This is a genomic window from Caballeronia sp. HLA56 (genome assembly GCF_054655155.1).
Genome location: NZ_BAAHOB010000005.1, coordinates 1,952,802 through 1,975,827, shown reverse-complemented (window position 1 = coordinate 1,975,827; position 23,026 = coordinate 1,952,802). Strand labels below are relative to the sequence as shown.

Here is a 23,026-nt window from a genome sequence, read left to right as displayed (position 1 = left end):
TCAATAAGCCCGTGCATAATTTTCTGCCGCATGGAACGCCCGCTTCTCGAGAGCGGGCGTTCGTTTCGCGCGCCGCAGCCTGCTCGCTGCCCACCTCATCGCCACGCCAATGAAATTTCTGTTCGATCTGTTTCCGATCATCCTGTTTTTCGTCGCATTCAAGATCTGGGGCATCTATACGGCAACTGCCGTGGCCATCGCGGCGACGCTCGTGCAGATTGCGTGGGTGGCGTTCCGCCATCGCAAGGTCGATCCAATGCTGTGGGTGAGTCTCGGCGTGGTCGTGGTGTTCGGCGGCGCGACGCTCGTGCTGCACAACGATACCTTCATCAAATGGAAGCCCACCGCGCTTTACTGGCTCTTCGCCGTGGCGCTGATCGTCGCGCAACTCGGCTTCAAAAAGAACCTCATCGAAGCGATGATGGGCAAGCAGATCGTCCTGCCGCATCGCGTGTGGGGACAATTGAACGTGGCGTGGGCGGTGTTTTTCGCGCTGCTCGGTATCGTCAATCTCGTGGTGGCGTTTCACTTCACCACGGACCAATGGGTCAACTTCAAGCTCTTCGGCGCGACGGGGTGTCTCGTGGCGTTTATCGTCGCGCAAAGTTTCTGGCTCGCCAAATACATGAAGGAGGATGGTCAATGAACGCTTCCTTCGATTTTCCGAACGCGAGCGCGGCCGAGAAGATCGCGCATCTCGAAGCGCGCCTCGAAGCGGCGCTCGAACCGCAAACCGTGCATATCGAAGACGACAGCGCGGCGCATGCCGGGCATGCCGGCGCGGCTTCGGGCAGTCATTACACGGTCACGGTCATCGCCGAATGCTTCGCGGGCCGCGCGCGAGTGGCGCGGCATCGACTGGTGTATGATGCGCTGGCCGCGGAAATGCAGCATGGCGTGCACGCACTGGCCATCCGGGCTTATACGCCGCAAGAGTTCGCAGAACAATTCGAATAGACTCCGCGCGGGCTTTGGCGCCTGATTGGCGCGCTTTTGCCTCGCCTCTCCCGCGTGTCGATTCACTCAGCTTCTTCCAGATCAACCTCTCAATCAAGCGCCTTTCGAGGTCGCTCGTTGCTCAGTTAGGAACCTCCGATGACTTTGAAAAAAACCCGCGTCTGGGTCTTGCTGGCTGCGTTCGCCGCGGCTCCCGCGTTTGCGCAGAACATCGCCGTCGTCAATGGCACGCCGATTCCCACGTCGCGCGCCGATGCGCTCGTGAAGCAACTCGTCCAGCAGGGTCAGCAGGATTCGCCGCAGTTGCAACAGGCGGTGCGCGAGGAACTCATCAACCGCGAAATCCTGATGCAGGAAGCATCGCGCGAAGGCCTGCCCATGCGTCCCGACGTGAAGGCGCAGATCGCGGTCGCGCAACAGACGGTCGTGCTGCGCGCGATGATCGAAGACTTCGTCAAGAAGAACACGCCGACCGACGCCGAGATCCAGGCGCGCTACGAGCAACTCGTGAAGCAGACGGGCGGTGGCAAGGAACTGCATCTGCATCACATCCTGGTAGAAAGCGAAGCGCAGGCGAAGGACTTGATCGCGAAGATCAAGGGCGGCGCGAGCTTCGAGGATCTGGCGAAGCAATACTCGAAGGACCCGGGATCGGGCAAGAACGGCGGCGATCTGGACTGGTCCGCGCCGCAAGCCTACGTGCCGGAATTCGGCGCCGCCGCCGAGAAGCTCAAGAAGGGTGAAGTAACGCCGCAGCCGGTGAAGACGCAATTCGGCTGGCACATCATCCGTCTGGACGATACCCGCGACGTCGCCCCGCCGCCGCTGGAACAAGTGAAGGCGCAGATCGCGCAGCAGATTCAGCAAGAGAAGCTGCAGGCGTTCGAGGAAGGGTTGCGGAAGAAGGCAGTGGTGAAGTAAGAGCGCTGATCGCCCTTCGTCGCTGTCGGACAAAGCCGCCTTCGGGCGGCTTTGTCGTTTTCGGTGCGTGTCTGCAATCGGCAAAAAAACACCCCGAAAAACCACTTCGGGGTGCTCTCATCCCACCGATACAACCGAACCTCACCCCATGAACCGCCGCGCGTTCTGAAACACGCGCAGCCACGGACTGCCGTCAGTGGTCCAGTCATCCGGTGTCCAGCTCATTTGCACATTGCGATGCACGCGCTCCATATGCGGCATCAAAACGGTGAAGCGGCCGTCGGGCGTCGTGACCGACGTGATGCCTTGCGGCGAGCCGTTCGGGTTGAACGGATACTGCTCCGTCGCGCGGCCGTGATGATCGACGAAACGCATGGCGACGAGTGCCTTCGCGGCATCGCCCTGTTGCGAGAAATCGGCGAAACCTTCACCATGCGCGACCGCCACCGGAATGCGCGAGCCTTCCATGCCGCTAAAGAAGATCGACGGCGAACTCTCCACTTCCACGAGCGAGAAGCGCGCTTCGAACTGCTCGGACTTGTTGCGCGTGAACTTGGGCCACGCCTCGGCGCCGGGGATGATTGACGCCAGGTTCGACATCATCTGGCAGCCGTTGCAGATGCCGAGCGCGAAGGTATCGGCGCGGCTAAAGAAGGCGGCGAACATATCGGAAAGACGCGGGTTGAAGCGAATGGTCTTGGCCCAGCCTTCGCCCGCACCCAGCACGTCGCCATACGAGAAGCCGCCGCACGCCACCGCGCCCGCGAAGTCGGCGAGTGTCGCGCGGCCTTCGAGCAGATCGCTCATATGTACGTCATGCGCATCGAAGCCCGCGCGGTCGAATGCATACGCGGTTTCGAGATGCGAGTTCACGCCCTGCTCGCGCAGGATCGCCACGCGCGGACGCGTGTTCGTCGCGATGAACGGCGCGGCGACGTCTTCCGCCGGATCGAAGGTCAACACGGGCGACAAGCCGGGATCGGCGGCATCGAGCAATGCGTCGTATTCGGCGTCGGCACAAGCGGGGTTGTCGCGCAGACGCGCGATGCGCCAGCTCACCTCGCTCCATGCGCGCTGCAACTCGGTACGCGGCGCATCGAAAATCTTCTTCGCGTCGCGATAGATCTCGACCGTGTCGCGCTCGTTCGGCTTGCCGATGACATGCGCGCACGCCGACAAACCATGCCCGCGCAACGCGCCGAGCACGGCATCGCGATCCGCCGCGCGCACTTGCACCACCGCGCCGAGTTCTTCCGTGAACAGCGCGCGGATCGTGCGGTCGTCGCGCCGGCCGCTCGTCTGCTTGGTCCAGTCTTTCGCGTCGCCGTAATCGGATTCGTGGTCGGCATCGAGTGTCAGCATGTCGACGTTGAGCGACACGCCCACGTGCCCCGCGAACGCCATCTCGCAGACCGTCGCCCACAGGCCGCCGTCCGAGCGGTCGTGATAGGCAAGCAGCTTGCCGTCGGCGTTGAGCGCCTGAATGGACGCGAAGAAGCGCTTGAGGTCTTCGGGATCGTCGACGTCGGGCACGGCATCGCCCACTTGCTGCGTCACTTGCGCGAGGATGCTGCCGCCCATGCGATTGCGCCCGCGCCCCAGATCGATGGCGATCAGCACCGTATCGGCATCCGCGACGAGTTGCGGCGTGAGTTGACGGCGCACGTCCTCGACCGGCGCGAACGCCGAGATGATGAGCGACACCGGCGACACCACTTCCCGTGAGCCGCCGCGTGCGTCCTGCCACTTGGTGCGCATCGACAGCGAATCCTTGCCGACCGGAATGCTGATGCCGAGCGCCGGGCACAGTTCCATGCCGATGGCCTTCACCGTGTCGTAGAGCGCCGCGTCTTCGCCCGCGCTGCCGCACGCGGCCATCCAGTTGGCGGAGAGCTTGAGCTTGCTCAACGATTCGATCGGCGCGGCAGCGATATTCGTCACTGCTTCGCCCACTGCCATGCGGCCGGATGCGGGTGCGTCGATGATGGCGAGCGGCGTGCGCTCGGCCATCGTCATGGCTTCGCCGCGATAGCCCGCGTAGTCCATGGTCGTGATGGCGCAATCGGCCACCGGCACTTGCCACGGGCCCACGAACTGGTCGCGCGCCGTCGTGCCGCCCACCGAACGGTCGCCGATGGTGATGAGAAACGACTTGCTCGCGACGGTCGGGTGCTTGAGCACATCGACGGCGACTTCCGAAAGCTGCAGGCCGGTGACATCGACCGGCGTGAAGCTCGGATGTTCGCGCGCAACGTCGCGATGCATTTTCGGCGGCTTGCCGAGCAGCACATCCATCGGCATGTCGACGGGTTCCTGACCTTCGTTTTCATCGTCGATGAGTTCGAGGTCGCGCTCGTCCGTCGCCACGCCAACCACTGCCACCGGGCAGCGTTCACGCTCGCAGATTGCCTCGAAGGCCGGCAGATCGGCGGGCGCGATGGCCAGCACATAGCGCTCTTGCGCTTCGTTCGACCAAATTTCGCGCGGCGACAGTCCGCTTTCCTCGAGTTGTACCTTGCGCAGTTCGAAGCGCGCACCCTTGCCCGCGCCATCGACGAGTTCGGGGAACGCATTCGAAATGCCGCCCGCGCCGACGTCGTGAATCGACAGAATGGGGTTGTGCTCGCCCAGTTGCCAGCACGAGTTGATGACTTCCTGCGCGCGGCGTTGAATTTCAGGATTGCCGCGCTGCACGGAATCGAAGTCCAGCTCGGCGGTGTTCGCGCCCGTGGCCATCGAACTCGCCGCGCCGCCGCCCATGCCGATGCGCATGCCCGGTCCGCCGATCTGGATCAGCAGCGTGCCCGCCGGCAGATCGTTCTTGTGCGTGTGCTGGTCCGAGATATTGCCGATGCCGCCCGCGATCATGATCGGCTTGTGATAGCCGCGCACGCGGCCCGCGACGTTCTGCTCGAAGGTGCGGAAATAGCCGCCCAGGTTCGGACGGCCGAATTCGTTGTTGAATGCCGCCGCGCCGATGGGGCCGTCGATCATGATCTGCAACGGCGACGCAATGCGATCCGGCCGGCCATACGCCTCATGCGTTTCCGACGGATTGCGCGAGACGAGCGGCGTGGCGGCATCGCGGGCGTTTTCCCACTTCTGACGCGCATCGGGCAAGTCGAGGTTCGATACCGTGAAGCCCGCGAGACCGGCTTTCGGACGCGCGCCGCGACCGGTCGCGCCTTCGTCGCGGATTTCGCCGCCCGAGCCCGTTGCCGCGCCCGCGAACGGCGAGATCGCGGTCGGGTGATTATGCGTTTCGACCTTCATCAGCGTGTGCGTCAGCTCGACCTTGCGCTGATACTGCTCGCTCTCGCCGCGCGGAAACCAGCGCTCCGCGACGCCGCCCGCCATGATCGCCGAGTTGTCCGAGTACGCGACGATCGTGCCTTCGTGATTCAGCTTCTCGGTGTTGCGGATCATGGCGAAGAGCGACAGATCCTGCTTCTCGCCGTCGATAGTCCATTCGCCGTTGAAAATCTTGTGGCGGCAATGTTCGCTGTTGGCCTGCGCGAACATCATCAGTTCGACGTCGGTCGGATTGCGGTTGAGGTTTTTGAAGGCATCGACGAGATAGACGATCTCGTCTTCCGCGAGCGCGAGGCCCAGTTCCGCGTTGGCCGCTTCGAGCGCCGAACGCCCGGCGCCGATGATATCGACCGTCTGCAAGCGCTTGGCGGGCAGTTCGTCGAAGAGATGCAGCGCCTGATCGCGCGAGGCCGCGACGCTTTCGGTCATGCGGTCGTGCAACGCGTCGGCAACGGCGGCGCGCGCTTCGTCCGACAGGGTTTTCTTGCCGCCGAGCAGACCGCTCTTCAGGACGACCGTGTATTCGACGCCGCGCTCGATACGCCGCACTTGCGTGAGGCCGCAATGATGTGCGATGTCGGTTGCCTTGCTCGCCCAAGGCGACACCGTGCCGAAGCGCGGCACGACCAGAAACGTTTCGGCGTGGCCGCGTTCCTTGCCTTCTTCGAGCGGCGCACCGTAGTGCATCAGCGCGTGGATGCGGTTGCTGTCCTCATCGGAAAGCGGTTCGGCCGAATTCACGAAGTGCAGAAACTGGCCGCGCACGCCGACGATGTTCGCGTCGATGCGCGCGAGCGTCTCGAGGAGGCGGGTCTGACGGAAATCGGAGAGGGCCGAAGCGCCGGGGAAACACGAGAAGTGAGCCATTGTGACGGTGCGTCGATGACGTCTGTGTGCCGCTAGGTGCCGCGCTCGAAACGCCGGAAACGGCCACGAGCGTGGATGAGCGACGTGAGGCGAAAGGAAGACCGCGATTATACCCTGGATGCGTCTCAAATTCGGCCGGCCCGACCGGCGCCATTGCCCGTCGCGCGTGCGCATCCCGCCGCGGACGTGACGCATGGCTTATCCTGAAATCGATCCTGCAGTGTACGCAGTGCAGAAACGTTCGCGACGGACATGCTGCGATCTGGCACCTATGGTCCCGGCGCGGCTCATTTGGCGCTATCATGGCGCGCTTTCTTCGGGTGTGGCGAGTCTGCCGCGCCCGCCGTCTCATCGTCGACATGCGCGGCGCGCCCGAGCTTGCGGCGCGGTGTGCGGCGCAAGTTCGCGCCTTCGGGCAAAAAAGTCATGGATGTCATCGTTATCGGCGGAGGAATCGCCGGCATCGCCACCGCTTACCAGTTGCATGCGGCCGGGCATCGCGTCTGCGTGGTCGAGCGCTACGCGACGGTCGCCCAAGGCGCCACCTATGGCCAGGGCGGCGCGCTTCTGCCCTCTCCGCTCGATGTCTGGTTCGGACCGACCTTCATGTCGTCGAACCGCGCGAAGCAAAACGGCATGGTCGTGAAGACCGGCTTTCATAGCGCCGTGCGCGATTTTCTGAAACAACTCGCCATGCTGCGCGAGCCGGACGCGTTCGCGGCGCAATATGCGTTGCTGGAACCGCTCGTCGCGTTGTCGCGCCGTACCGTCGCGGAAATCGAGAGCGCACTGCAACTCGAATTCGAACAGCGGCGCGGCATGTTGCACGTGTTTCGTCACGCGCGCGAGCTGGAGGAAGCGCAACCGGCCATCGATCTGTTGCGGCAGTTCAAGGTGCCGCATCGCGTGCTGACGCCTGAGGAATGCGTCGCGGCGGAGCATTCGGTGCCCGAATATCCCGAATTCGCAGGCGGCGTTTTGCTGCCCGAGGAGCGCACGGCCAATTGTCCGCTCTTCACCAAGCAACTGAAGCAGGTGCTCGAAGACGGCGGCGTGCAGTTCCGCATGAATCGCACGGTGACGGCGCTGCGTCTGGACGATAAGCGCGCGGCCGTCGAACTCGCCGATCCGGACGCAAGCCGCAACAAGCGCAACGAAAATGTCGAGTTGATCACGGCGGACGCCGTCGTGGTCGCGGCGGGAGCCGAGACGCCCGCGCTCGTCAGGAAGTCCACGCCGTGGCTCTATCCGCTGCGCATGCATACGCTCACCGCGCCGATTGCGTACGAAGAGCGCGCGCCGCATCTGACGGTCGTCGATTCGATGAAGCGCATCACGATGACACGTGTGAACCAGCGTCTGCGCGTGGCGGGCGCGGGCGTATTCCAGAGCGCATCCAAGGCCGACAAGCCGCTCGATGCGAGCCTCGCCCGTCGTGCCCTCGACGTGCTCGGTCAGGGCACGCACGACTGGATTCCGGGCGCGGGACGCGTCTCGGCCGCGCGTCCGTGGGAAGGCCTGCGGCTCTTTTCCGCCGATGGCCTGCCGGCAGTCGGCGCGACACGGCATCCGCGTGTGTTCGTGAACGCGGCGCATGGTCCGGCGGGCTGGGGGCTCGCGTGCGGGTCGGCGAAGGTGGTGGCGGACCTCCTGTCCGATGTGACGTCCGAGGTTCCGGAACAGACGCTTGCGGCGTTGAGTATCGAGCGGTTTTGAAGAGCGCGCGTCCGTGCTCGCGTGCCGCGGTGCTCGTGGCTGCGTCGGCCTGGCATTCGGTTTGTGCGAGCCGCGCGCGTCTTTGAGCGACTCACGAAACTTGCGATCCTGGTCGAGCCGAATCGCCACATGCTTCAGGCACGAACGGTGCGAATCGGCGCAATGTTCGCTGCACGCCTATCATCGTCGACATGACCGATCCCCGACCGCCCTACTTCACGCCCCGCGACGATGCCCTCGCGCTCCTGACGCTCACGGAGCTGCGTTCGCTCGAAGCGCGCGCCGCCGCCGCGCTGCCGCCTCACACGCTGATGGCCCGCGCAGGCGCCGCCGCCGCACAGCTTCTGCTCGATACGCGCGACTTTCATACGAAGAAGCCCGTCTGGATCGTCGCCGGCCCCGGCAACAACGGCGGCGATGCGCTCGTGATGGCCGAGCGGCTTCACCGCGCGGGCGTGACGGTGCGCGTTTGCATGCCGGTCGAGGTCAAGCCCGACGACGCCCGCTGGGCGCTCGAAGCGGCGCGTGCCGCAGGCGTGACGATCGACACCGAAGTCCCCGCATCGTTCGATGAATTCGGCTGGCTGGTCGACGGCATGTTCGGCATCGGCCTGACACGGGTGCTGGACGGCGTGTTCGCCGGCATTGCGACACGTCTGTCGCAAAGCGCGCGCGATGCCGACAGCCGCGACCACGGCCGCGTGCTCGCGCTCGACGTCCCGAGCGGTCTCGACAGCGACACCGGCGCACCCGTCGCGGGCGGTGCAAGCGTGCGCGCGAACGAGACGATCACGTTCATCGGCGCGAAGCCGGGCCATTTCACGGCGGAAGGCCGCGATCTGTGCGGCACGCTGCATGTCGCCACGCTCGACATCGAGCCGCCCGCCGCGCCTTCCATCGTGCTCAACGTGCCGGCCCTTTTCGCGGCCCACATGCCGCTGCGCGACAACGCGACCAACAAGGGCACATTCGGCACGCTTGCCGTGATTGGCGGCGATACCGGCATGTGCGGCGCGCCCATCCTCGCCGCGCGCATGGCGCTCTACAGCGGCGCGGGCAAGGTCAACGTGGCGTTTCTAGGCGAAGGTGCGCCGTCCTACGATCCGCCGCATCCCGAACTGATGCTGCATCACGTCGACGACTTCGCGCTCGAAAAAATGGACGCGCTTTCGATCGGCTGCGGCATGGGCAAGAGCGACCGCGCGAGAAAAGTGCTCGCCGATGTCCTGAAGCTCGACGCCGCCAAGCTGCTCGACGCCGATGCGCTCAATCTCGTCTCGAAGGACGACGCCCTCGCCGCAGAAGTCGCGGGACGCGGCGCCAAGGGCAATCCGTGCGTGCTCACGCCGCATCCGCTAGAAGCCGCGCGGCTCTTGCAAACCGATGCAAAGGCGGTTCAGGCGGACCGCATCGCGGCCGCGCGTCGGTTGGCAGCGCGTTACTCGGCGGTCATCGTGCTGAAAGGCTCGGGCACGGTCATCGCGTCGCCGGATGGCCGCGTCGCCATCAATCCGACCGGAAACGCAGGACTCGCCACCGGCGGCACCGGCGACGTGCTCGGCGGATTGATCGGAGCATTGCTCGCCCAAAAGTTGCCCGCGTATGAGGCGGCGCTGGCAGGCGTGTACTTTCACGGGCAGGCCGCCGAGCATCTGGCGAGCGAAGGCACCGGGCCTGCGGGACTGACGGCGGGCGAACTTGCGCCTGCCGTGCGCAGTCTCATCAATCGGCGCTTCTATAAACGACAGCAGCGCGCCTGATTTGTCCGAGGCTTGCACGGCGCCGCGATGACGCCTTGCAAGCATTCGTTCATGCATCGTCGCTATACTGCCTCTTGCTTCTTACATTCGAGCATCCGCGGCACCGCTGGTCGCGTACACGAACTGACTGACGCCACCCGCCAAGCCGCCTTTGCACGAACGTTTCCTTTGTCACTCAGGACTATCGAACCGTTATGACGCTCAAATCGCTACCCGCCTGGTCGGCGCTCCAATCGCACTACGATGCCATCTCCGGCGAGCGCCTGCGCGACTGGTTCGCGCCGCAAAACGACACCGCGCCCACGCGCGCCGAGCGCTTCACGTTCGACGGCGGCGGTATCAGCATCGACTTCTCCAAGAACCGCATCACCGACGCCACGCTCAAGCTGCTCATCCAGCTCGCCGAAGAGGCGAAGGTGACCGAGCGCCGCGATGCCATGTTCGCGGGCGATATCGTCAATATCACGGAACATCGCGCGGTGCTGCATACGGCGCTGCGCGTGCAAACCGACGACGCGCCCTTCGCCGAACAGGTCCGCGCCGAGCGCGCGAAAATGGCCGCGTTCGCCGACAAGGTCCGCGACGGCTCGTGGACCGGCTATACCGGCAAGCGTATCCGCCATGTGGTGAACATCGGCATCGGCGGCTCGGACCTCGGGCCGAAGATGGTCGTGCACGCGCTGCATCATCTGGCATCGAAAGAACTCGACACGCATTTCGTCTCCAATGTCGATGGCGCCGATCTCTGGAACGTGCTCCAGCAAGTCGATGCCGAAGAGACGCTCGCGATCATCGTCTCCAAGACCTTCACGACGCTCGAAACCATGACCAACGCGCACTCCATGCGCGATTGGTTCTTGAAGCAGGGCTGCCCGGAAAGCGAGCTTTCGAAGCACTTCGTCGGCGTCTCGGCGAACCCGGCGGAAGTGGTCAAGTTCGGCATCGCGAAAGAAAACGTCTTCGAGATGTGGGACTGGGTCGGCGGGCGCTATTCGCTGTGGTCGGCGGTGGGCCTGTCCATCGTGATCTCGGTCGGACCGAAGAATTTCGACGCGCTGCTGGAAGGCGCGTACGCGATGGATCAACACTTCCGCGAAGCGCCGCTCGACAAGAATCTGCCCGTGCTGATGGGCATGATCGGCATCTGGTATCGCAACTTTTTCGGCTCGCAGAGCGATCTGATCGCGCCTTATTCGCAGGCGCTGCACTATCTGCCTTCGTATCTTCAGCAACTGGAGATGGAAAGCAACGGCAAGTCGGCGACGCTGGCAGGCGGCATGGTCGATTACCCGACCGCTGCCGTGATCTGGGGCGAGCCCGGCACGAACGGCCAGCACGCGTTTTTCCAGATGCTGCATCAAGGGCCGACCATCATCCCGATCGATTTCATCGCCGTGCTCACGCCTGAGCATCCGCTCGTCGATCACCATGCGAAGCTGCTCGCCAACTGCTTCGCGCAAAGCGAAGCGCTGATGCTCGGCCGCACGCTCGAAGAGGCGAAGAAGGTCGCGGGCCCGGGCAAGGAAGAACTTGCCACGCATTTGAGCTTTCCGGGGAATCGGCCGACCACGACCATCATTCTCGATGCGCTCACGCCCGAGGCGCTCGGCGCGCTCATCGCGCTATACGAACACAAGGTGCTCGTGCAGGGCGCGGTGTGGGACGTGAACTCGTTCGATCAGTGGGGCGTGGAACTCGGCAAGATTCTCGGCAAGGTGGTCGAGGCGGATATCACCGCCGCGAGCGCCGATCCGAAGAAGCACGATGCCTCGACCTCCGCGTTGATCGAGCGCGCGCGCAAGGCTCTGAAGTATTGACGGCTGGTTGCGTCGTTAAGCCCGCATCGGCCGATGCGGGCTTTTTTATACGCTCAGGCCATTGACGAGCCGCCCTGCTTCGATCGTCACGGTGGCATCGCAACGTTCGGCGAGTTCGACGTCGTGCGTGACGAGCACGAGCGTCGCGCCGTTGCGTTCGTTCATCGCGAACATGAGATCGATGATGGCATAGCCCGTGGCGGCGTCGAGGCTGCCGGTGGGTTCATCGGCGAACAGCACCGCCGGATGCGTGACGAAGGCGCGCGCCAACGCCACGCGTTGCTGTTCGCCACCGGACAGCAGCTTGGGATAATGCGCCGTGCGTTGCGCGAGACCGACCTGATCGAGCAGCGAGCGCGCGCGCGCGGCAATCTGATCGTGCGGCAACTCCGCGCGCAGTTCGAGCGGCAGCATGACGTTCTCGAGCGCGGTGAGATGCGGCATCAACTGGAACGACTGGAACACGAAACCGACCGCGCCGCTTCTGAGCGCGGCGCGCTGGTCTTCATCGAGCGTGGAAAGCTCCTTGCCCAATAAACGAACCGAGCCCGCACTCGCGCTGTCCAAACCCGCGAGCAGGCCGAGCAGTGTCGACTTGCCCGAGCCCGATGCCCCGACGATCGCCACGCTGCTGCCCTTCGCGATGGACAGATCGATCTGATCGAGTATCGTGAGCTCGCCCGTTGCGTCCTTCACCCGCTTGCTTAAACCCCGAACTTCGATGACCGGCTCGATATTGTTTTGCATGGACACCCTGAAAAAGAACTGGAGCGCGCGTGCTTGCGTCGCCTTGACAATGCTTGCGGCAAGTTCCGCGCTGCATGCACAAGACGCAGCGACGAACAAGCCTGCAATCGTCGTGCTTGGCGACAGCCTTTCCGCCGAATACGGCTTGCCTCGCGATACCGGCTGGGTCAACCTGCTGCGCCAAAGGCTTGCGAAAGAGCGTCTCGATTATAGCGTCGCCAATTCGAGCATCAGCGGCGACACCACGAGCGGCGGACGCGCGCGATTGACCGCCGTGCTCACGCGTATCAAGCCGGCGGTGGTAGTCGTGGAACTCGGCGCGAACGATGCCTTGCGCGGCGTGCCGCTTGCCACCACCGAGACGAATCTGCGTGGAATAGTCGAGGCATCGCAGGCGGCGCATGCGAAGGTTTTACTCATCGGCATGTACGTTCCGCCCAATTACGGCCCCGACTATTCGCAAAAGTTCCACGCCATCTATGAACGCATCGCCAAGGACAAGAACGTGGCGCTCGTCCCTTTCCTGCTTGCCGGGATCGAAAACAAGCCGACGATGTTCCAGTCGGACCAGATTCATCCGACGGTGCAGGCCCAGCCATTGCTATTGGAAAACGTCTGGCCAAGTTTGAAACCCTTGCTGGGCGCAAGTGCGTCGTAACAACGAAGACGCCAGCCGCGACAGCTTTTCCAACAAACGCGGAACACGGCCAAGATTCAGTTATCTGAGACTTTCGCGTAACTCTTATAACCCCGCTCGCAAGAGAGCGCTCTACAAGGAGGTCACGTGAAATACTTCCCTCTGGTTGCATTGACCATCGCGATTTCGGCATGTGCCGCTCAACCGCCCGCAGGCGTGCAGCAAGTCGGCATGAGCGACAAGCCGGTCAAGGCGGTCGCCGAATGCGTCTCGCATGCATGGGCTGACAAGACGCAACAGCAAGTCGTGTCGCAAGATACGCTTGCCAACGATCAGGCCGTCGATGTCTATGTGCCGGGTCAGCAGCCGCCGAATGGCGCGGCTGCCGTGGTGCGTCCGAAGTGGTCCGGTCCGGGCTCGTGGGTGGGTTTCCGCGCATCGGGTGCCGCTGGCAGCCAGGCGACGGGCGACATTCAGGCTTGCCTGTAAGGACACTGTTGCTGGTTACATCGGGCAGCAATGAAAAAGCCCCGCGTCCTTTCGGACACGGGGCTTTTTTGTGCGACTGACGTTTTACTGCTTCTTATTGATTGGCCGCGGGCACCGGCGCCTGACTCAGCTTGACCTTCGAGCGCGCCTTCAACGAGTCGATATACGCTTCCATCTCGGCTTGAGCATAGACCTGCGCGATCTGCTGCTGCGCGCCGGCGAGACGATCCGCGGCCACCGCGTTGGCTTTCTCGATACCGTTGACGCGATAGATCGCATAGCCGTCCGTGCCGAGATCGACGCCGACGTACGCGGGCAACTTCGAGGCATCCGCCTTGAAGATCGCGCTCAACGCGGCAGGCGGCAAGCCCTGCGCGTCGTTGCGCGAGACGATGATCGGTGACGTAAAGCCATCGGTCGACTTCGATTTCTGCAGATCGGCAAGCTTCGTCTGGCCTTCCTTGAGCGCCATCGCAGCTGCGTCTTGCGCGACGACCTTCGTGCGTACCGCGTCCTTCACGGCGTCGAACGCGGGAACGGTCGAAGCCTTGTAGTCGGTCACGCGCGCGGCGATCAGCGTGTTGTTGCCTGCATCGACGGCTTGGGTGTTGTTGTGATCTTTCACCGAGTCCGGTGAGAACACGGCCGCCAGAAACTTCGCATTGTTGAGCGGATTGTCCTGCGGCAATTGCGTGTTGGGCTTCGGACCGACCGTAGCGGTCTGAACCGTGAGCTTGTATTTGTCGGCCGCGGGCTGCAGCGACTTCGCCTGTTCGTAGACGGTGTCGGTGAAGCCTTGCGCTGCTTCTGCAAAGCCCTTGCTGCCCTGTTGCGCGGCGTAGTCCTTCGCGAGCGCTTCCTTCACTTCGTCGAACGACTGCGTAACCGACGGCTTGACGTCCGTTGCCTGAATGATGTGGTAACCGAAGTCCGACTCGACGATATCGCTCACTTCGCCCTTTTTCAGGTTGAACGCGGCGTCGTCGAAAGCCTTGCCGCCCGCGATCTGACCGCGCGCGAAGTAACCGAGGTCACCGCCCTTCGACGCCGAGCCCGGATCTTCCGAATTCTTCTCCGCTACTTGCGCGAACTGATCGGGATGCGCCTTCACTTGCGCGAGCAGTTGTTCGGCCTTCTGCTTCGCCTTCGCCTTGTCGGCCGCGCTGGCGTCCTTCGGCGCGTTCACAAGGATGTGACTCGCGCGCACCTGACCTTCCGTGCGGTAGCGCTGGATGTTGTCGTCGTAGAACTTCTTGAGATCGGCGTCGCTCGGCTTCGATGCCGCCGCGAGCGTGGACGGCGACAGCACGAGGTACTGAATGGTCGCGGTCTCGGGCGTGGCAAAGTCATTGCGATGCGCGTCGTAGTACGAATGCAGTTGCGCGTCGGTGGGTTGAACTTTCGCGGCGTAATCCGCCGCGCGCAGCGACATGCCCTGCACCGCGCGACGCTGCTCGGACAATTCGGTCAAGCTCTGCGCGAGCGACTTCGAGGTGAACGAAGACTCCTGAATGCTTGCCGGGATTTGCTGATTTGCGATTGTGTAGCGCATGCGCTCGTCGTACTGCGCGGGCGTCATGCCCTGCATGGCGAGCATTTCCTTGTAACGCTCGATGTCGACGGAGCCGTCGGGCTTGCGCAGCGACGCGACGATCGGATCGGACAGCAGCGCGCGACGCACGGCGTCGTCGGATGCTGTCAGATGCAGGCGTTGCGTCTCGTCCGACAGCGCGCGCTGTTGCACGAGACTGTCGACCATGGCGGCGCGCGCTTCGGGCGTGTCGAACATGCGGGCGTCGAACTGAGCGCCCAGCATGGAGCGCGCGCGATCCACCTGCTGGCGGAAGGCGTTATCGAATTCGGGGCGCGTGATCTTGTGACCGTTCACGCTGGCGACGTAAGCGCTTTCGTCGAAAAAGTTGCTGAAGCCCTGAATCCCGACAATGCCGAGACCCGGCACGATGATCAGGATCAGCAGGGCCATCATCAGGCGCTGGTGATTACGGAAGAAGTCGAGCATGCGTAGCGCTGCGTGGTTAGAACAAAACGCTCGATATTACAACAGCGCGAGGGGAAAAGGCGACAAGTCGGGGTGTAAGGCTTCCGGTGGGAGCCGCGTTTGGTGGTCCATCTATGTACCAGGAAGCGGAAAATCCTTCGTACTCAAAGGCTTAACCGTTCATGCGGAAGATTCGGCGGCATTAGCGCAATGCCTGCAAATTTGGCGATGCACGAGACGCGTCGACGCTGGAAATTGCTTCGGAATCTTAATCAAGAAGCGGAAAAGAGAAAGTCCCGCAAGCTTGTGACTTGCGGGACTCTTTCAGTCGATCCTGGCGGAGCGGACGGGACTCGAACCCGCGACCCCCGGCGTGACAGGCCGGTATTCTAACCAACTGAACTACCGCTCCTTGGTTGATGCTCAACCCAAACTGCTGTGAACCGGAAACTGGTGGGTGCTGAGAGGCTCGAACTCCCGACCTACGCCTTGTAAGGGCGCCGCTCTACCAACTGAGCTAAGCACCCGTTCCGCGATTCAAGCGTTGCTGCTATTTGCTACTCCGCGCTGACCAGCAGCTCATGTAAGAGTTGCCGTATCCAGCCAGTCCGCTAGTTTAGCGCATCCTTCAGCGCTTTGCCAGGCCGAAATTTCGGCACCTTGGCCGCCTTGATCTTGATGGCCGCGCCCGTGCGCGGATTGCGTCCCGTACGCGCCACGCGCTTGCCCACGGCAAAGGTTCCGAACCCCACGAGCGTCACCGTTCCACCCTTCTTCAAGGTCGCGCTCACGCCGCCGATCACGGCTTCGAGTGCACGCCCCGCTGCCGCCTTTGAAAGATCGGCTTGCTCCGCGATATGGTCGATCAGGTCAGTCTTGTTCATTGTGATCCCCGAATCTGTAATGGCACGATGTAGGCGATGTCGTTTCGTATCGAAACGAGCAGCATCGATTTTTCGATTCGATGCGCGGCCATTAAACGCAGCCGAAACGGGAGTGTCAACGAGGGTTGCGCCTGATTTCATCTGCTTTGGAAGGACTGCTCGAATTCGTCGACGCAAACAAAAAGACCCCGCAAGCGTGAACCTGCGGGGTCTTTTTTACGACTTGGGCCGTAAGTGCGGCAGCGTCAATGAAGCGTGCTCAGTGCTTCACGAACTCCCCGACAGCCGTACCATCTTTCTTCGCTTCAGCGGCCACTGGCGGCTTGGCTTCTTCTTCCGGCAACGGTGCCGGCGCGCGTTCGAGCGCCAGTTCCAATACGCGATCGATCCAGCGAACCGGAATGATCTCGATGGCATTCTTCACGTTGTCCGGAATGTCGGCCAGATCCTTGGTGTTTTCTTCAGGGATCAGCACGAGCTTGATGCCGCCGCGATGCGCCGCCAGCAGCTTCTCCTTCAACCCGCCGATAGGCAGCACTTCGCCGCGCAGCGTGATTTCGCCCGTCATCGCGACATCCGCACGAACCGGAATACCGGTCAGCACCGAGACCAGCGCCGTCGTCATGGCGATACCGGCGGACGGACCGTCCTTCGGCGTCGCACCTTCGGGCACGTGAATGTGGATGTCCTTCTTCTCGAATGCCTCGTCCGACACACCGAGACGACGCGAACGCGAACGCACCACCGAGCGCGCCGCTTCGACGGATTCCTTCATCACGTCGCCGAGCGAACCCGTGCGGATCACGCCACCCTTGCCGGGCATGACCGCCGCTTCGATCGTCAGCAAATCGCCGCCGACTTCCGTCCACGCAAGACCCGTCACCTGACCGATCTGGTTTTCCTTCGCGGCCAGACCGAAGTCGTACTTGCGCACGCCGAGGAAGGTGTCGATGTTCGTGCCATCGACCTTCACCGCGCCTTCGGCCTTCTTCAGCAACAGCATCTTCACGACCTTGCGGCAGATCTTCGACACTTCACGTTCGAGCGAACGCACGCCCGCTTCACGCGTGTAGTAGCGAATGATGTCGCGGATGGCTTGTTCCGCCACTTCGATCTCGCCGTCCTTCAGGCCGTTATTGCGCTTTTGCTTCGGCAACAGATAACGCTGCGCAATGCTGACCTTTTCGTCTTCCGTGTAACCCGAAAGGCGGATGACTTCCATCCGGTCGAGCAGCGGCGGCGGGATATTGAGCGAGTTCGACGTCGCGACGAACATCACGTCCGACAGGTCGAAGTCCACTTCGATGTAATGGTCCGCGAACGTATGGTTCTGTTCCGGGTCCAGCACTTCGAGCAACGCCGATGCAGGATCGCCGCGGAAATCCATCCCCATCTTGTCGACTTCGTCGAGCAAGAAGAGCGGATTGCGCACGCCGACCTTGGTCAGGCTTTGCAGAATCTTGCCGGGCATGGAACCGATATACGTGCGACGGTGCCCGCGAATCTCGGACTCGTCATGCACGCCGCCAAGCGCCATGCGTACGAACTTGCGATTCGTCGCACGAGCGATGGACTGCCCAAGCGACGTCTTGCCGACGCCCGGAGGCCCGACGAGGCACAGAATCGGCGCCTTCACTTTCTCCACGCGCTGTTGAACCGCGAGATATTCGAGAATGCGTTCCTTGACTTTTTCCAGACCGAAGTGGTCTTCGTCGAGCACGCGCTCGGCATTGGTCAGGTCGTTGTTGACCTTGCTCTTCTTGCGCCACGGCAAACCAATAAGCGTGTCGATGTAATTGCGCACGACAGTGGCTTCCGCCGACATCGGCGACATGAGCTTGAGCTTCTTGAGCTCGGCGTCCGCCTTCTTCTTGGCTTCCTTCGGCATGCGCGCGGCCGTGATGCGCTTCTCGAGTTCTTCGAGATCCGCACCCTCTTCGCCTTCGCCCAATTCCTTCTGGATGGCCTTGACCTGTTCGTTCAGGTAATACTCGCGCTGGCTCTTCTCCATCTGGCGCTTCACGCGGCCACGGATACGCTTCTCGACCTGGAGGATGTCGATTTCAGCTTCGAGTTGTGCGAGCAAATGCTCGAGGCGTTCGATCACAGGGAACATCTCGAGGATGTGCTGCTTTTGATCGAGCTTGAGCGGCAAATGCGCGGCGATGGTGTCCGCGAGACGACCCGCTTCGTCGATGCCCGACAGCGACGTCAGGATCTCGGGCGGAATCTTCTTGTTGAGCTTCACGTACTGATCGAACTGCGACACGATCGCGCGACGCAGCGCTTCAGTCTCGGCGCTGTCGGCGTGGTCGGGTTCGAGCGGCATCACATCGCAGGAAAACTGCGTTTCCTGTTCTTCGATGGACAGCGTCTTTGCGCGCTGCAAGCCTTCGACGAGCACCTTCACGGTACCGTCCGGCAGCTTGAGCATTTGCAGGATGTTGGCGACACACCCTACTTCGTACATGTCCTTTTCGGTCGGCTCGTCCTTCGCCGCCGTTTTCTGGGCGACGAGCATGATGTGCTTGCCACCTTCCATCGCGGCTTCGAGCGCCTTGATCGACTTGGGCCGCCCGACGAAGAGCGGAATCACCATATGCGGGAAAACGACTACGTCGCGCAGCGGGAGCAGCGGCAACGTGATGCGTTCCTGCGGGAGGAGTTGGGTTCCTGACATTTCATTTCCCCATTAATGGAATCGGTTCGTTCGTAAGTAAGGCCGTTAAGAGCTATTGCAAGCCTTTATCGGAAGGGAAAAGTCGTTAGTCGACGACCTGGTCAGTAACGTCCACAATAAACCGAAAAAATAAACAAAGGCCGTTCACGTTGCCATGAACGGCCTCTCGCCGGGACACAGCCTGCTTCAGTTCGACCCTGCTACTTTCGGTGCGTCTTCGTAGATGAGCAACGGCTTGCCGTCGCCGTCGATCGTGTTGTCGTCGACGATCACCTTCGAAACGCCCTTCATGGTCGGCAGCTCGTACATGACATCGAGCAACGCTTGTTCCAAGATCGAACGCAACCCGCGCGCACCCGTCTTGCGACGAATGGCTTTTTGCGCGATGGCCTGCAGTGCCGCCGGACGAATCTCCAGTTCCACACGTTCCATGGCAAAGAGCTTGTGATATTGCTTTACCAGCGCATTTTTCGGCTCGATCAGAATCTTCACGAGCGCGGCTTCGTCAAGCTTGCCGAGCGTGGCCACAACCGGCAGACGGCCGATCAGTTCGGGAATAAGACCGAACTTGATCAGATCTTCCGGTTCCACATCCCGCAGTACTTCGCCGGCATCGCGATCCTGCTTGCTTTTCACGCTCGCGCCAAAGCCAATGCCGGTTTTTTCCGTACGATCGGTAATGACTTTCTCGAGCCCGTCGAACGCGCCGCCGCAAACGAACAGGATGTTGGTCGTGTCGACCTGAATGAAGTCCTGGTTCGGGTGCTTGCGCCCGCCTTGCGGCGGCACCGAAGCCATCGTGCCTTCGACAAGTTTCAGCAGCGCCTGCTGGACGCCCTCGCCCGACACGTCGCGCGTGATGGACGGGTTATCCGACTTGCGGCTGATCTTGTCGATTTCGTCGATATAAACAATTCCGCGCTGCGCCTTGTCGACTTCGTAATTGCAGTTCTGCAGCAGCTTCTGGATGATGTTTTCGACGTCTTCACCGACATAACCGGCTTCGGTCAGCGTGGTGGCGTCGGCAATGACGAACGGCACGTTCAGCATGCGTGCGAGCGTCTGCGCGAGCAGCGTCTTGCCGGAGCCGGTCGGCCCGATCAGCAAGATGTTGCTCTTCGACAGCTCGATCTCGTCTTTCTTGTCGAGGTGCTTGAGACGCTTGTAGTGGTTGTACACGGCCACGGCGAGAATTTTCTTCGCGCGTTCCTGGCCGATGACGTACTGGTTGAGGATGTCGCTGATTTCCTGCGGGCTCGGCAGGTCGGACTTGGTCAGCCCGGCCTCTTCTGCCGCGCCGGCCGCTTCGTCGCGAATGATCTCGTTGCACAAGTCGATGCATTCATCGCAGATGAACACGGACGGCCCAGCGATGAGCTTCTTCACCTCATGCTGGCTCTTGCCGCAAAACGAGCAATACAGCAACTTTTCGCTGCTGGAACCTTTTTTGTCCGCCATAAATGTGTGAGCCTCCGGACACTCTTGTTACATGATACGCCCTTCGATCCGGCCACGCAGTTTCGCCTGTGTGGCCCGTCCGAAGCGCGTTTTGGCGCGTTTCGCGTGACGCCGCATGCGCCACTCGCAACAGCCGGCTTCGTGTTTCGTGAAAGCCGGCGCGGCGTCGTTCCGGACGCCTTAAGGACGCTTATGCAAAACCTGGTCAACGATGCCGTACGCTTGCGCGTCATCGCCCGACATGAAGTTGTCGCGGTCGGTGTCGCGTGCAATGCGCTCGACCGGCTGACCCGTGTGATGCGACAGCAATTGGTTCAGACGCTCCTTCAAGTACAGGATTTCCCGCGCTTGAATTTCGATGTCCGACGCCTGACCACGCGCGCCACCCAGCGGCTGGTGAATCATCACGCGCGCATTCGGCAACGCGACGCGTTTGCCCTTTGCGCCCGACGCCAGCAGGAACGCGCCCATGCTTGCGGCGAGCCCCATGCAAAGCGTGGTGACGTCGGGTTTGACGAATTGCATCGTATCGTAGATTGCCATGCCGGCTGAAACCGAACCGCCCGGGCTATTGATGTAGAGGCTGATGTCCTTGTCCGGATTTTCGCTCTCGAGAAACAGCAACTGCGCGACGACAAGATTCGCCGACTGATCATTGACTTCGCCGACGAGAAACACCACGCGCTCTTTCAGGAGGCGCGAATAGATGTCATAGGCACGCTCGCCGCGGCCGCTGGTTTCCACGACCATCGGAACGAGGCCGAGCGCCTGGGCTTCGAAGTCCCGCGATGCGTGGGACGCCAGTGTGTCGAGCAATTCAGCGCGAAAGGTCATGCAATTTCCTTGTTCGGAATAGGGATACTGATCGACGAAGGAGCATCCGGTAGAACGGCATGCGTACGCACAAACTTTAATGCAAAAAAGGCGTGAGGGCCGTCAGTCCGACGACCCGCACGCCCCCGGGCTCTACGCGTCAGGCTTGCGCCGTTGCGCTGGCCAGTTCCTCGAAGCTGACTTCCTTGTCGGTCACCTTGGCCTTGCCGAGAACGAAATCGACGACGTTGCTTTCAACGACGTACGCTTCCATTTCGGAGAGGCGCTGCTGATTCGAATAATACCAGCGGACGACTTCCTTCGGGTCTTCGTAGCTCTTGGCGAATTCGTCCACTTCCGCGCGGATCTGCTCGGGCTTGGCCTGCAGTTCGTTGGCCTTCACCAGTTCTGCCAGCACGAGGCCCAGCTTCACGCGACGCTCGGCTTGTTCAGCGAACATTTCGGCGGGGATCGGTGCGTCGGCAGCGTTCGGCACGCCACGTTGTTGCAGATCCTGGCGCGCCATTTCGACGAGACGTTCCTGGTCCTGTTCGATCAGCGCCTTCGGCACGTCGAGTTCGGAAATCTTGAGCAACGCGTCCATGACCTGATTCTTCACGATCTGCTGCGTGCGGCGCTTTGCTTCGCGCTCGAGGTTGTCCTTGATCTCGCCGCGCATTTTCGTGAGATCGCCGTCTTCGATACCGAGCGACTTCGCGAATTCCGCGTCGATTTCCGGCAGATGCGGCCACTCGATCTTTTTCACGGTGACGGCGAACTGCGCGGTCTTGCCGGCGACGTCCTTGCCGTGATAGTCCTCGGGGAACGTAAGGTCGAACTCGCGCGTTTCGCCGACCTTCAGGCCGGTCGCTGCTTGTTCGAATTCCGGCAACATGCGGCCTTCGCCCAAGACGAACGCGAAGTCTTCCGCGCTGCCACCTTCGAACGGCACGCCGTCGAGCTTGCCGATGAAGTCCAGCGTGACGCGGTCGCCTTCCTTGGCCGCCGTGTCCGCGCCGCCGTCGCCATGCTCGCCGCCTTCGCCGCGCGCGTGGAAGTGCACGCGCTGCTTGCGAAGGATGTCGAGCGTACGGTCGACTTCGGCTTCGGAAATGGTCGTGACGGTGCGTTCGATTTCAGCGGTGGCAACGTCGCCGAGCTTCACTTCGGGGTACACCTCGAAAGTGGCGTCGAATGCGTAGTCTTCCGCAGCGGCTTCGACCTTCGGCGCAAAGCTCGGCTGGCCCGCGACGCGCAGGTTTTCGGTGCGCGTGACGTCGAAGAATTCCTTGCCGACCTTGTCGCTCAGCACTTCGGCTTCGACCTGACCGCCGTATTGCTGCGTGACCATCTTGAGCGGCACCTTGCCCGGGCGGAAGCCCGGCATGCGCACGGTCTTGGCCAACTGGCGGATGCGCGAGTCCACTTCCTTCTGCACGGTGTCTTTCGGCAGCGAGATGGTGACGCGGCGTTCGAGCTTGCCGAGGTTTTCAACTACGTTAGCCATGGCTTCAATCGTCCTAGAGTATTCGGGTGTTCGGTGTTCGGTTCTTCCGCGGTTCTGGTTGCGCGGGTCCGGATGAGTTCTGCATGAGCCGCGCCGGGTGCGATGTCGGGCTTCGAAAACGCGCCGCCATGTCGAGACAAGGGAGCGCATCTCGCGACCGCCAGATGTTCGCCAACGCCGAGTCAGCCGGCAGAGCCAAGTATTCTAGCAAACAAATCGCGCGGCCTCTGACCACGAAACCCGCTTGGCCCGTTTCGAGCGATTTGCACGGTTTTTCAGCGCAATTCCGCTCGAAATACACATTTTGAGTCCATCGGCGCGACACTGCGATGGCGGTTATCGCACCTTCGCTATTTTGCTGCGGGCGGAGCGCTGATAAGCTTGCCGGCGCGTGATCACGAGAAGCGAAAGGAGCGCGCGTTGCGTTGCACGCTCGATTACCGCAACGCATGAAGCGCATGC

General features: G+C 62.1%; 17 protein-coding genes and 2 tRNA genes. 8 read left to right on the top strand and 11 right to left on the bottom strand.

Annotated elements, in window-relative coordinates; all coding sequences use genetic code 11:
• Positions 1-109 precede the first annotated feature (109 nt).
• The 3 genes from ACYQ47_RS28805 to ACYQ47_RS28795 all read left to right on the top strand — a co-directional run bounded on the left by ACYQ47_RS28805 (position 110) and on the right by ACYQ47_RS28795 (position 1,878).
• Complete coding sequence (locus ACYQ47_RS28805; RefSeq protein WP_244827912.1) at positions 110-646, top strand: septation protein A; 537 nt, start codon at positions 110-112, stop codon at positions 644-646.
• Positions 643-957, top strand: a complete 315-nt coding sequence (locus ACYQ47_RS28800) for a BolA family protein (protein ID WP_310395829.1) — start codon at positions 643-645, stop codon at positions 955-957. Before ACYQ47_RS28805 ends, ACYQ47_RS28800 begins: the two co-directional genes overlap by 4 nt.
• Positions 958-1,095: 138 nt before the next feature.
• Entirely contained in the window at positions 1,096-1,878 is a 783-nt protein-coding gene (locus tag ACYQ47_RS28795; protein ID WP_244827914.1) for a peptidylprolyl isomerase, read from the top strand.
• A gap of 141 nt (positions 1,879-2,019) precedes the next feature.
• Here the strand turns inward: ACYQ47_RS28795 and purL are convergent, their stop codons facing one another.
• Together purL and ACYQ47_RS28785 are read right to left on the bottom strand one after the other, a co-directional pair.
• On the bottom strand, positions 2,020-6,057 hold the full coding sequence (gene purL / locus ACYQ47_RS28790) for a phosphoribosylformylglycinamidine synthase (RefSeq protein ID WP_459908091.1): 4,038 nt from the start codon (positions 6,055-6,057) through the stop codon (positions 2,020-2,022).
• A gap of 287 nt (positions 6,058-6,344) precedes the next feature.
• A complete protein-coding gene (locus ACYQ47_RS28785; RefSeq protein WP_244827916.1) occupies positions 6,345-6,485 on the bottom strand; it encodes a hypothetical protein in 141 nt (46 codons plus the stop codon).
• On the opposite strand from ACYQ47_RS28785, the gene ACYQ47_RS28780 reads away from it, so the two are divergent.
• The 3 genes from ACYQ47_RS28780 (at position 6,484) to pgi (ending at position 11,350) form a co-directional block, all read left to right on the top strand.
• Entirely contained in the window at positions 6,484-7,773 is a 1,290-nt protein-coding gene (locus tag ACYQ47_RS28780) for an FAD-dependent oxidoreductase (RefSeq protein WP_244827917.1), read from the top strand. The two genes, ACYQ47_RS28785 and ACYQ47_RS28780, sit on opposite strands and share 2 nt — an antisense overlap.
• 191 nt (positions 7,774-7,964) lie before the next feature.
• Positions 7,965-9,533 carry an NAD(P)H-hydrate dehydratase gene (locus tag ACYQ47_RS28775; protein WP_459908088.1) on the top strand — a complete coding sequence of 523 codons (1,569 nt, stop codon included), beginning with the start codon at positions 7,965-7,967 and terminating at the stop codon, positions 9,531-9,533.
• A gap of 194 nt (positions 9,534-9,727) precedes the next feature.
• Positions 9,728-11,350 (top strand): glucose-6-phosphate isomerase, encoded by a 1,623-nt coding sequence (pgi, locus tag ACYQ47_RS28770; protein WP_459908086.1) that lies wholly within the window; start codon positions 9,728-9,730, stop codon positions 11,348-11,350.
• Positions 11,351-11,395: 45 nt separating this feature from the next.
• Here pgi and ACYQ47_RS28765 read toward each other — a convergent pair whose 3' ends face one another.
• On the bottom strand, positions 11,396-12,097 hold the full coding sequence (locus ACYQ47_RS28765) for an ABC transporter ATP-binding protein (protein WP_244827920.1): 702 nt from the start codon (positions 12,095-12,097) through the stop codon (positions 11,396-11,398).
• Between ACYQ47_RS28765 and ACYQ47_RS28760 the strand changes: the two genes are divergently transcribed.
• Positions 12,096-12,755, top strand: coding sequence for an arylesterase (locus tag ACYQ47_RS28760; protein WP_370652113.1), 660 nt, complete (start codon positions 12,096-12,098; stop codon positions 12,753-12,755). The two genes, ACYQ47_RS28765 and ACYQ47_RS28760, sit on opposite strands and share 2 nt — an antisense overlap.
• A gap of 126 nt (positions 12,756-12,881) precedes the next feature.
• The gene (locus ACYQ47_RS28755; protein ID WP_244827921.1) at positions 12,882-13,223 is read left to right on the top strand and encodes a hypothetical protein; all 342 of its coding nucleotides are present in this window, start codon (positions 12,882-12,884) and stop codon (positions 13,221-13,223) included.
• A gap of 94 nt (positions 13,224-13,317) precedes the next feature.
• Here the strand turns inward: ACYQ47_RS28755 and ACYQ47_RS28750 are convergent, their stop codons facing one another.
• From ACYQ47_RS28750 to tig, 8 genes are all read right to left on the bottom strand, one after another.
• Positions 13,318-15,243 carry a SurA N-terminal domain-containing protein gene (locus tag ACYQ47_RS28750; protein ID WP_244827922.1) on the bottom strand — a complete coding sequence of 642 codons (1,926 nt, stop codon included), beginning with the start codon at positions 15,241-15,243 and terminating at the stop codon, positions 13,318-13,320.
• A gap of 314 nt (positions 15,244-15,557) precedes the next feature.
• A tRNA-Asp gene (locus ACYQ47_RS28745) sits at positions 15,558-15,634 on the bottom strand.
• Positions 15,635-15,673: 39 nt separating this feature from the next.
• Positions 15,674-15,749 (bottom strand) — tRNA-Val (locus ACYQ47_RS28740).
• 84 nt (positions 15,750-15,833) lie between these two features.
• Complete coding sequence (locus ACYQ47_RS28735) at positions 15,834-16,247, bottom strand: HU family DNA-binding protein (protein WP_310395843.1); 414 nt, start codon at positions 16,245-16,247, stop codon at positions 15,834-15,836.
• 118 nt (positions 16,248-16,365) lie between these two features.
• Positions 16,366-18,786: an endopeptidase La gene (gene lon / locus ACYQ47_RS28730; RefSeq protein WP_459908080.1), complete on the bottom strand. Its 2,421-nt coding sequence runs from the start codon at positions 18,784-18,786 to the stop codon at positions 16,366-16,368.
• Positions 18,787-18,972: 186 nt separating this feature from the next.
• Positions 18,973-20,244, bottom strand: a complete 1,272-nt coding sequence (gene clpX, locus ACYQ47_RS28725) for an ATP-dependent Clp protease ATP-binding subunit ClpX (RefSeq protein WP_244827925.1) — start codon at positions 20,242-20,244, stop codon at positions 18,973-18,975.
• 180 nt (positions 20,245-20,424) lie between these two features.
• Positions 20,425-21,078 (bottom strand): ATP-dependent Clp endopeptidase proteolytic subunit ClpP, encoded by a 654-nt coding sequence (clpP, locus tag ACYQ47_RS28720; protein WP_244827926.1) that lies wholly within the window; start codon positions 21,076-21,078, stop codon positions 20,425-20,427.
• Between the two features lie 139 nt (positions 21,079-21,217).
• Positions 21,218-22,564: a trigger factor gene (gene tig / locus ACYQ47_RS28715; RefSeq protein ID WP_250509030.1), complete on the bottom strand. Its 1,347-nt coding sequence runs from the start codon at positions 22,562-22,564 to the stop codon at positions 21,218-21,220.
• Between the last annotated feature and the right edge of the window lie 462 nt (positions 22,565-23,026).

What these genes read in the sequence shown, in the direction of transcription:
- ACYQ47_RS28805 (WP_244827912.1), top strand. Translation starts at nt 110, where the DNA reads ATGAAATTTCTGTTCGATCTGTTTCCGATCATCCTGTTTTTCGTCGCA.
- ACYQ47_RS28800 (WP_310395829.1), top strand. Translation starts at nt 643, where the DNA reads ATGAACGCTTCCTTCGATTTTCCGAACGCGAGCGCGGCCGAGAAGATC.
- ACYQ47_RS28795 (WP_244827914.1), top strand. Translation starts at nt 1,096, where the DNA reads ATGACTTTGAAAAAAACCCGCGTCTGGGTCTTGCTGGCTGCGTTCGCC.
- purL (WP_459908091.1), bottom strand. Translation starts at nt 6,057, where the DNA reads ATGGCTCACTTCTCGTGTTTCCCCGGCGCTTCGGCCCTCTCCGATTTC.
- ACYQ47_RS28780 (WP_244827917.1), top strand. Translation starts at nt 6,484, where the DNA reads ATGGATGTCATCGTTATCGGCGGAGGAATCGCCGGCATCGCCACCGCT.
- ACYQ47_RS28785 (WP_244827916.1), bottom strand. Translation starts at nt 6,485, where the DNA reads ATGACTTTTTTGCCCGAAGGCGCGAACTTGCGCCGCACACCGCGCCGC.
- ACYQ47_RS28775 (WP_459908088.1), top strand. Translation starts at nt 7,965, where the DNA reads ATGACCGATCCCCGACCGCCCTACTTCACGCCCCGCGACGATGCCCTC.
- pgi (WP_459908086.1), top strand. Translation starts at nt 9,728, where the DNA reads ATGACGCTCAAATCGCTACCCGCCTGGTCGGCGCTCCAATCGCACTAC.
- ACYQ47_RS28760 (WP_370652113.1), top strand. Translation starts at nt 12,096, where the DNA reads ATGGACACCCTGAAAAAGAACTGGAGCGCGCGTGCTTGCGTCGCCTTG.
- ACYQ47_RS28765 (WP_244827920.1), bottom strand. Translation starts at nt 12,097, where the DNA reads ATGCAAAACAATATCGAGCCGGTCATCGAAGTTCGGGGTTTAAGCAAG.
- ACYQ47_RS28750 (WP_244827922.1), bottom strand. Translation starts at nt 15,243, where the DNA reads ATGCTCGACTTCTTCCGTAATCACCAGCGCCTGATGATGGCCCTGCTG.
- ACYQ47_RS28735 (WP_310395843.1), bottom strand. Translation starts at nt 16,247, where the DNA reads ATGAAATCAGGCGCAACCCTCGTTGACACTCCCGTTTCGGCTGCGTTT.
- lon (WP_459908080.1), bottom strand. Translation starts at nt 18,786, where the DNA reads ATGTCAGGAACCCAACTCCTCCCGCAGGAACGCATCACGTTGCCGCTG.
- clpX (WP_244827925.1), bottom strand. Translation starts at nt 20,244, where the DNA reads ATGGCGGACAAAAAAGGTTCCAGCAGCGAAAAGTTGCTGTATTGCTCG.
- clpP (WP_244827926.1), bottom strand. Translation starts at nt 21,078, where the DNA reads ATGACCTTTCGCGCTGAATTGCTCGACACACTGGCGTCCCACGCATCG.
- tig (WP_250509030.1), bottom strand. Translation starts at nt 22,564, where the DNA reads ATGGCTAACGTAGTTGAAAACCTCGGCAAGCTCGAACGCCGCGTCACC.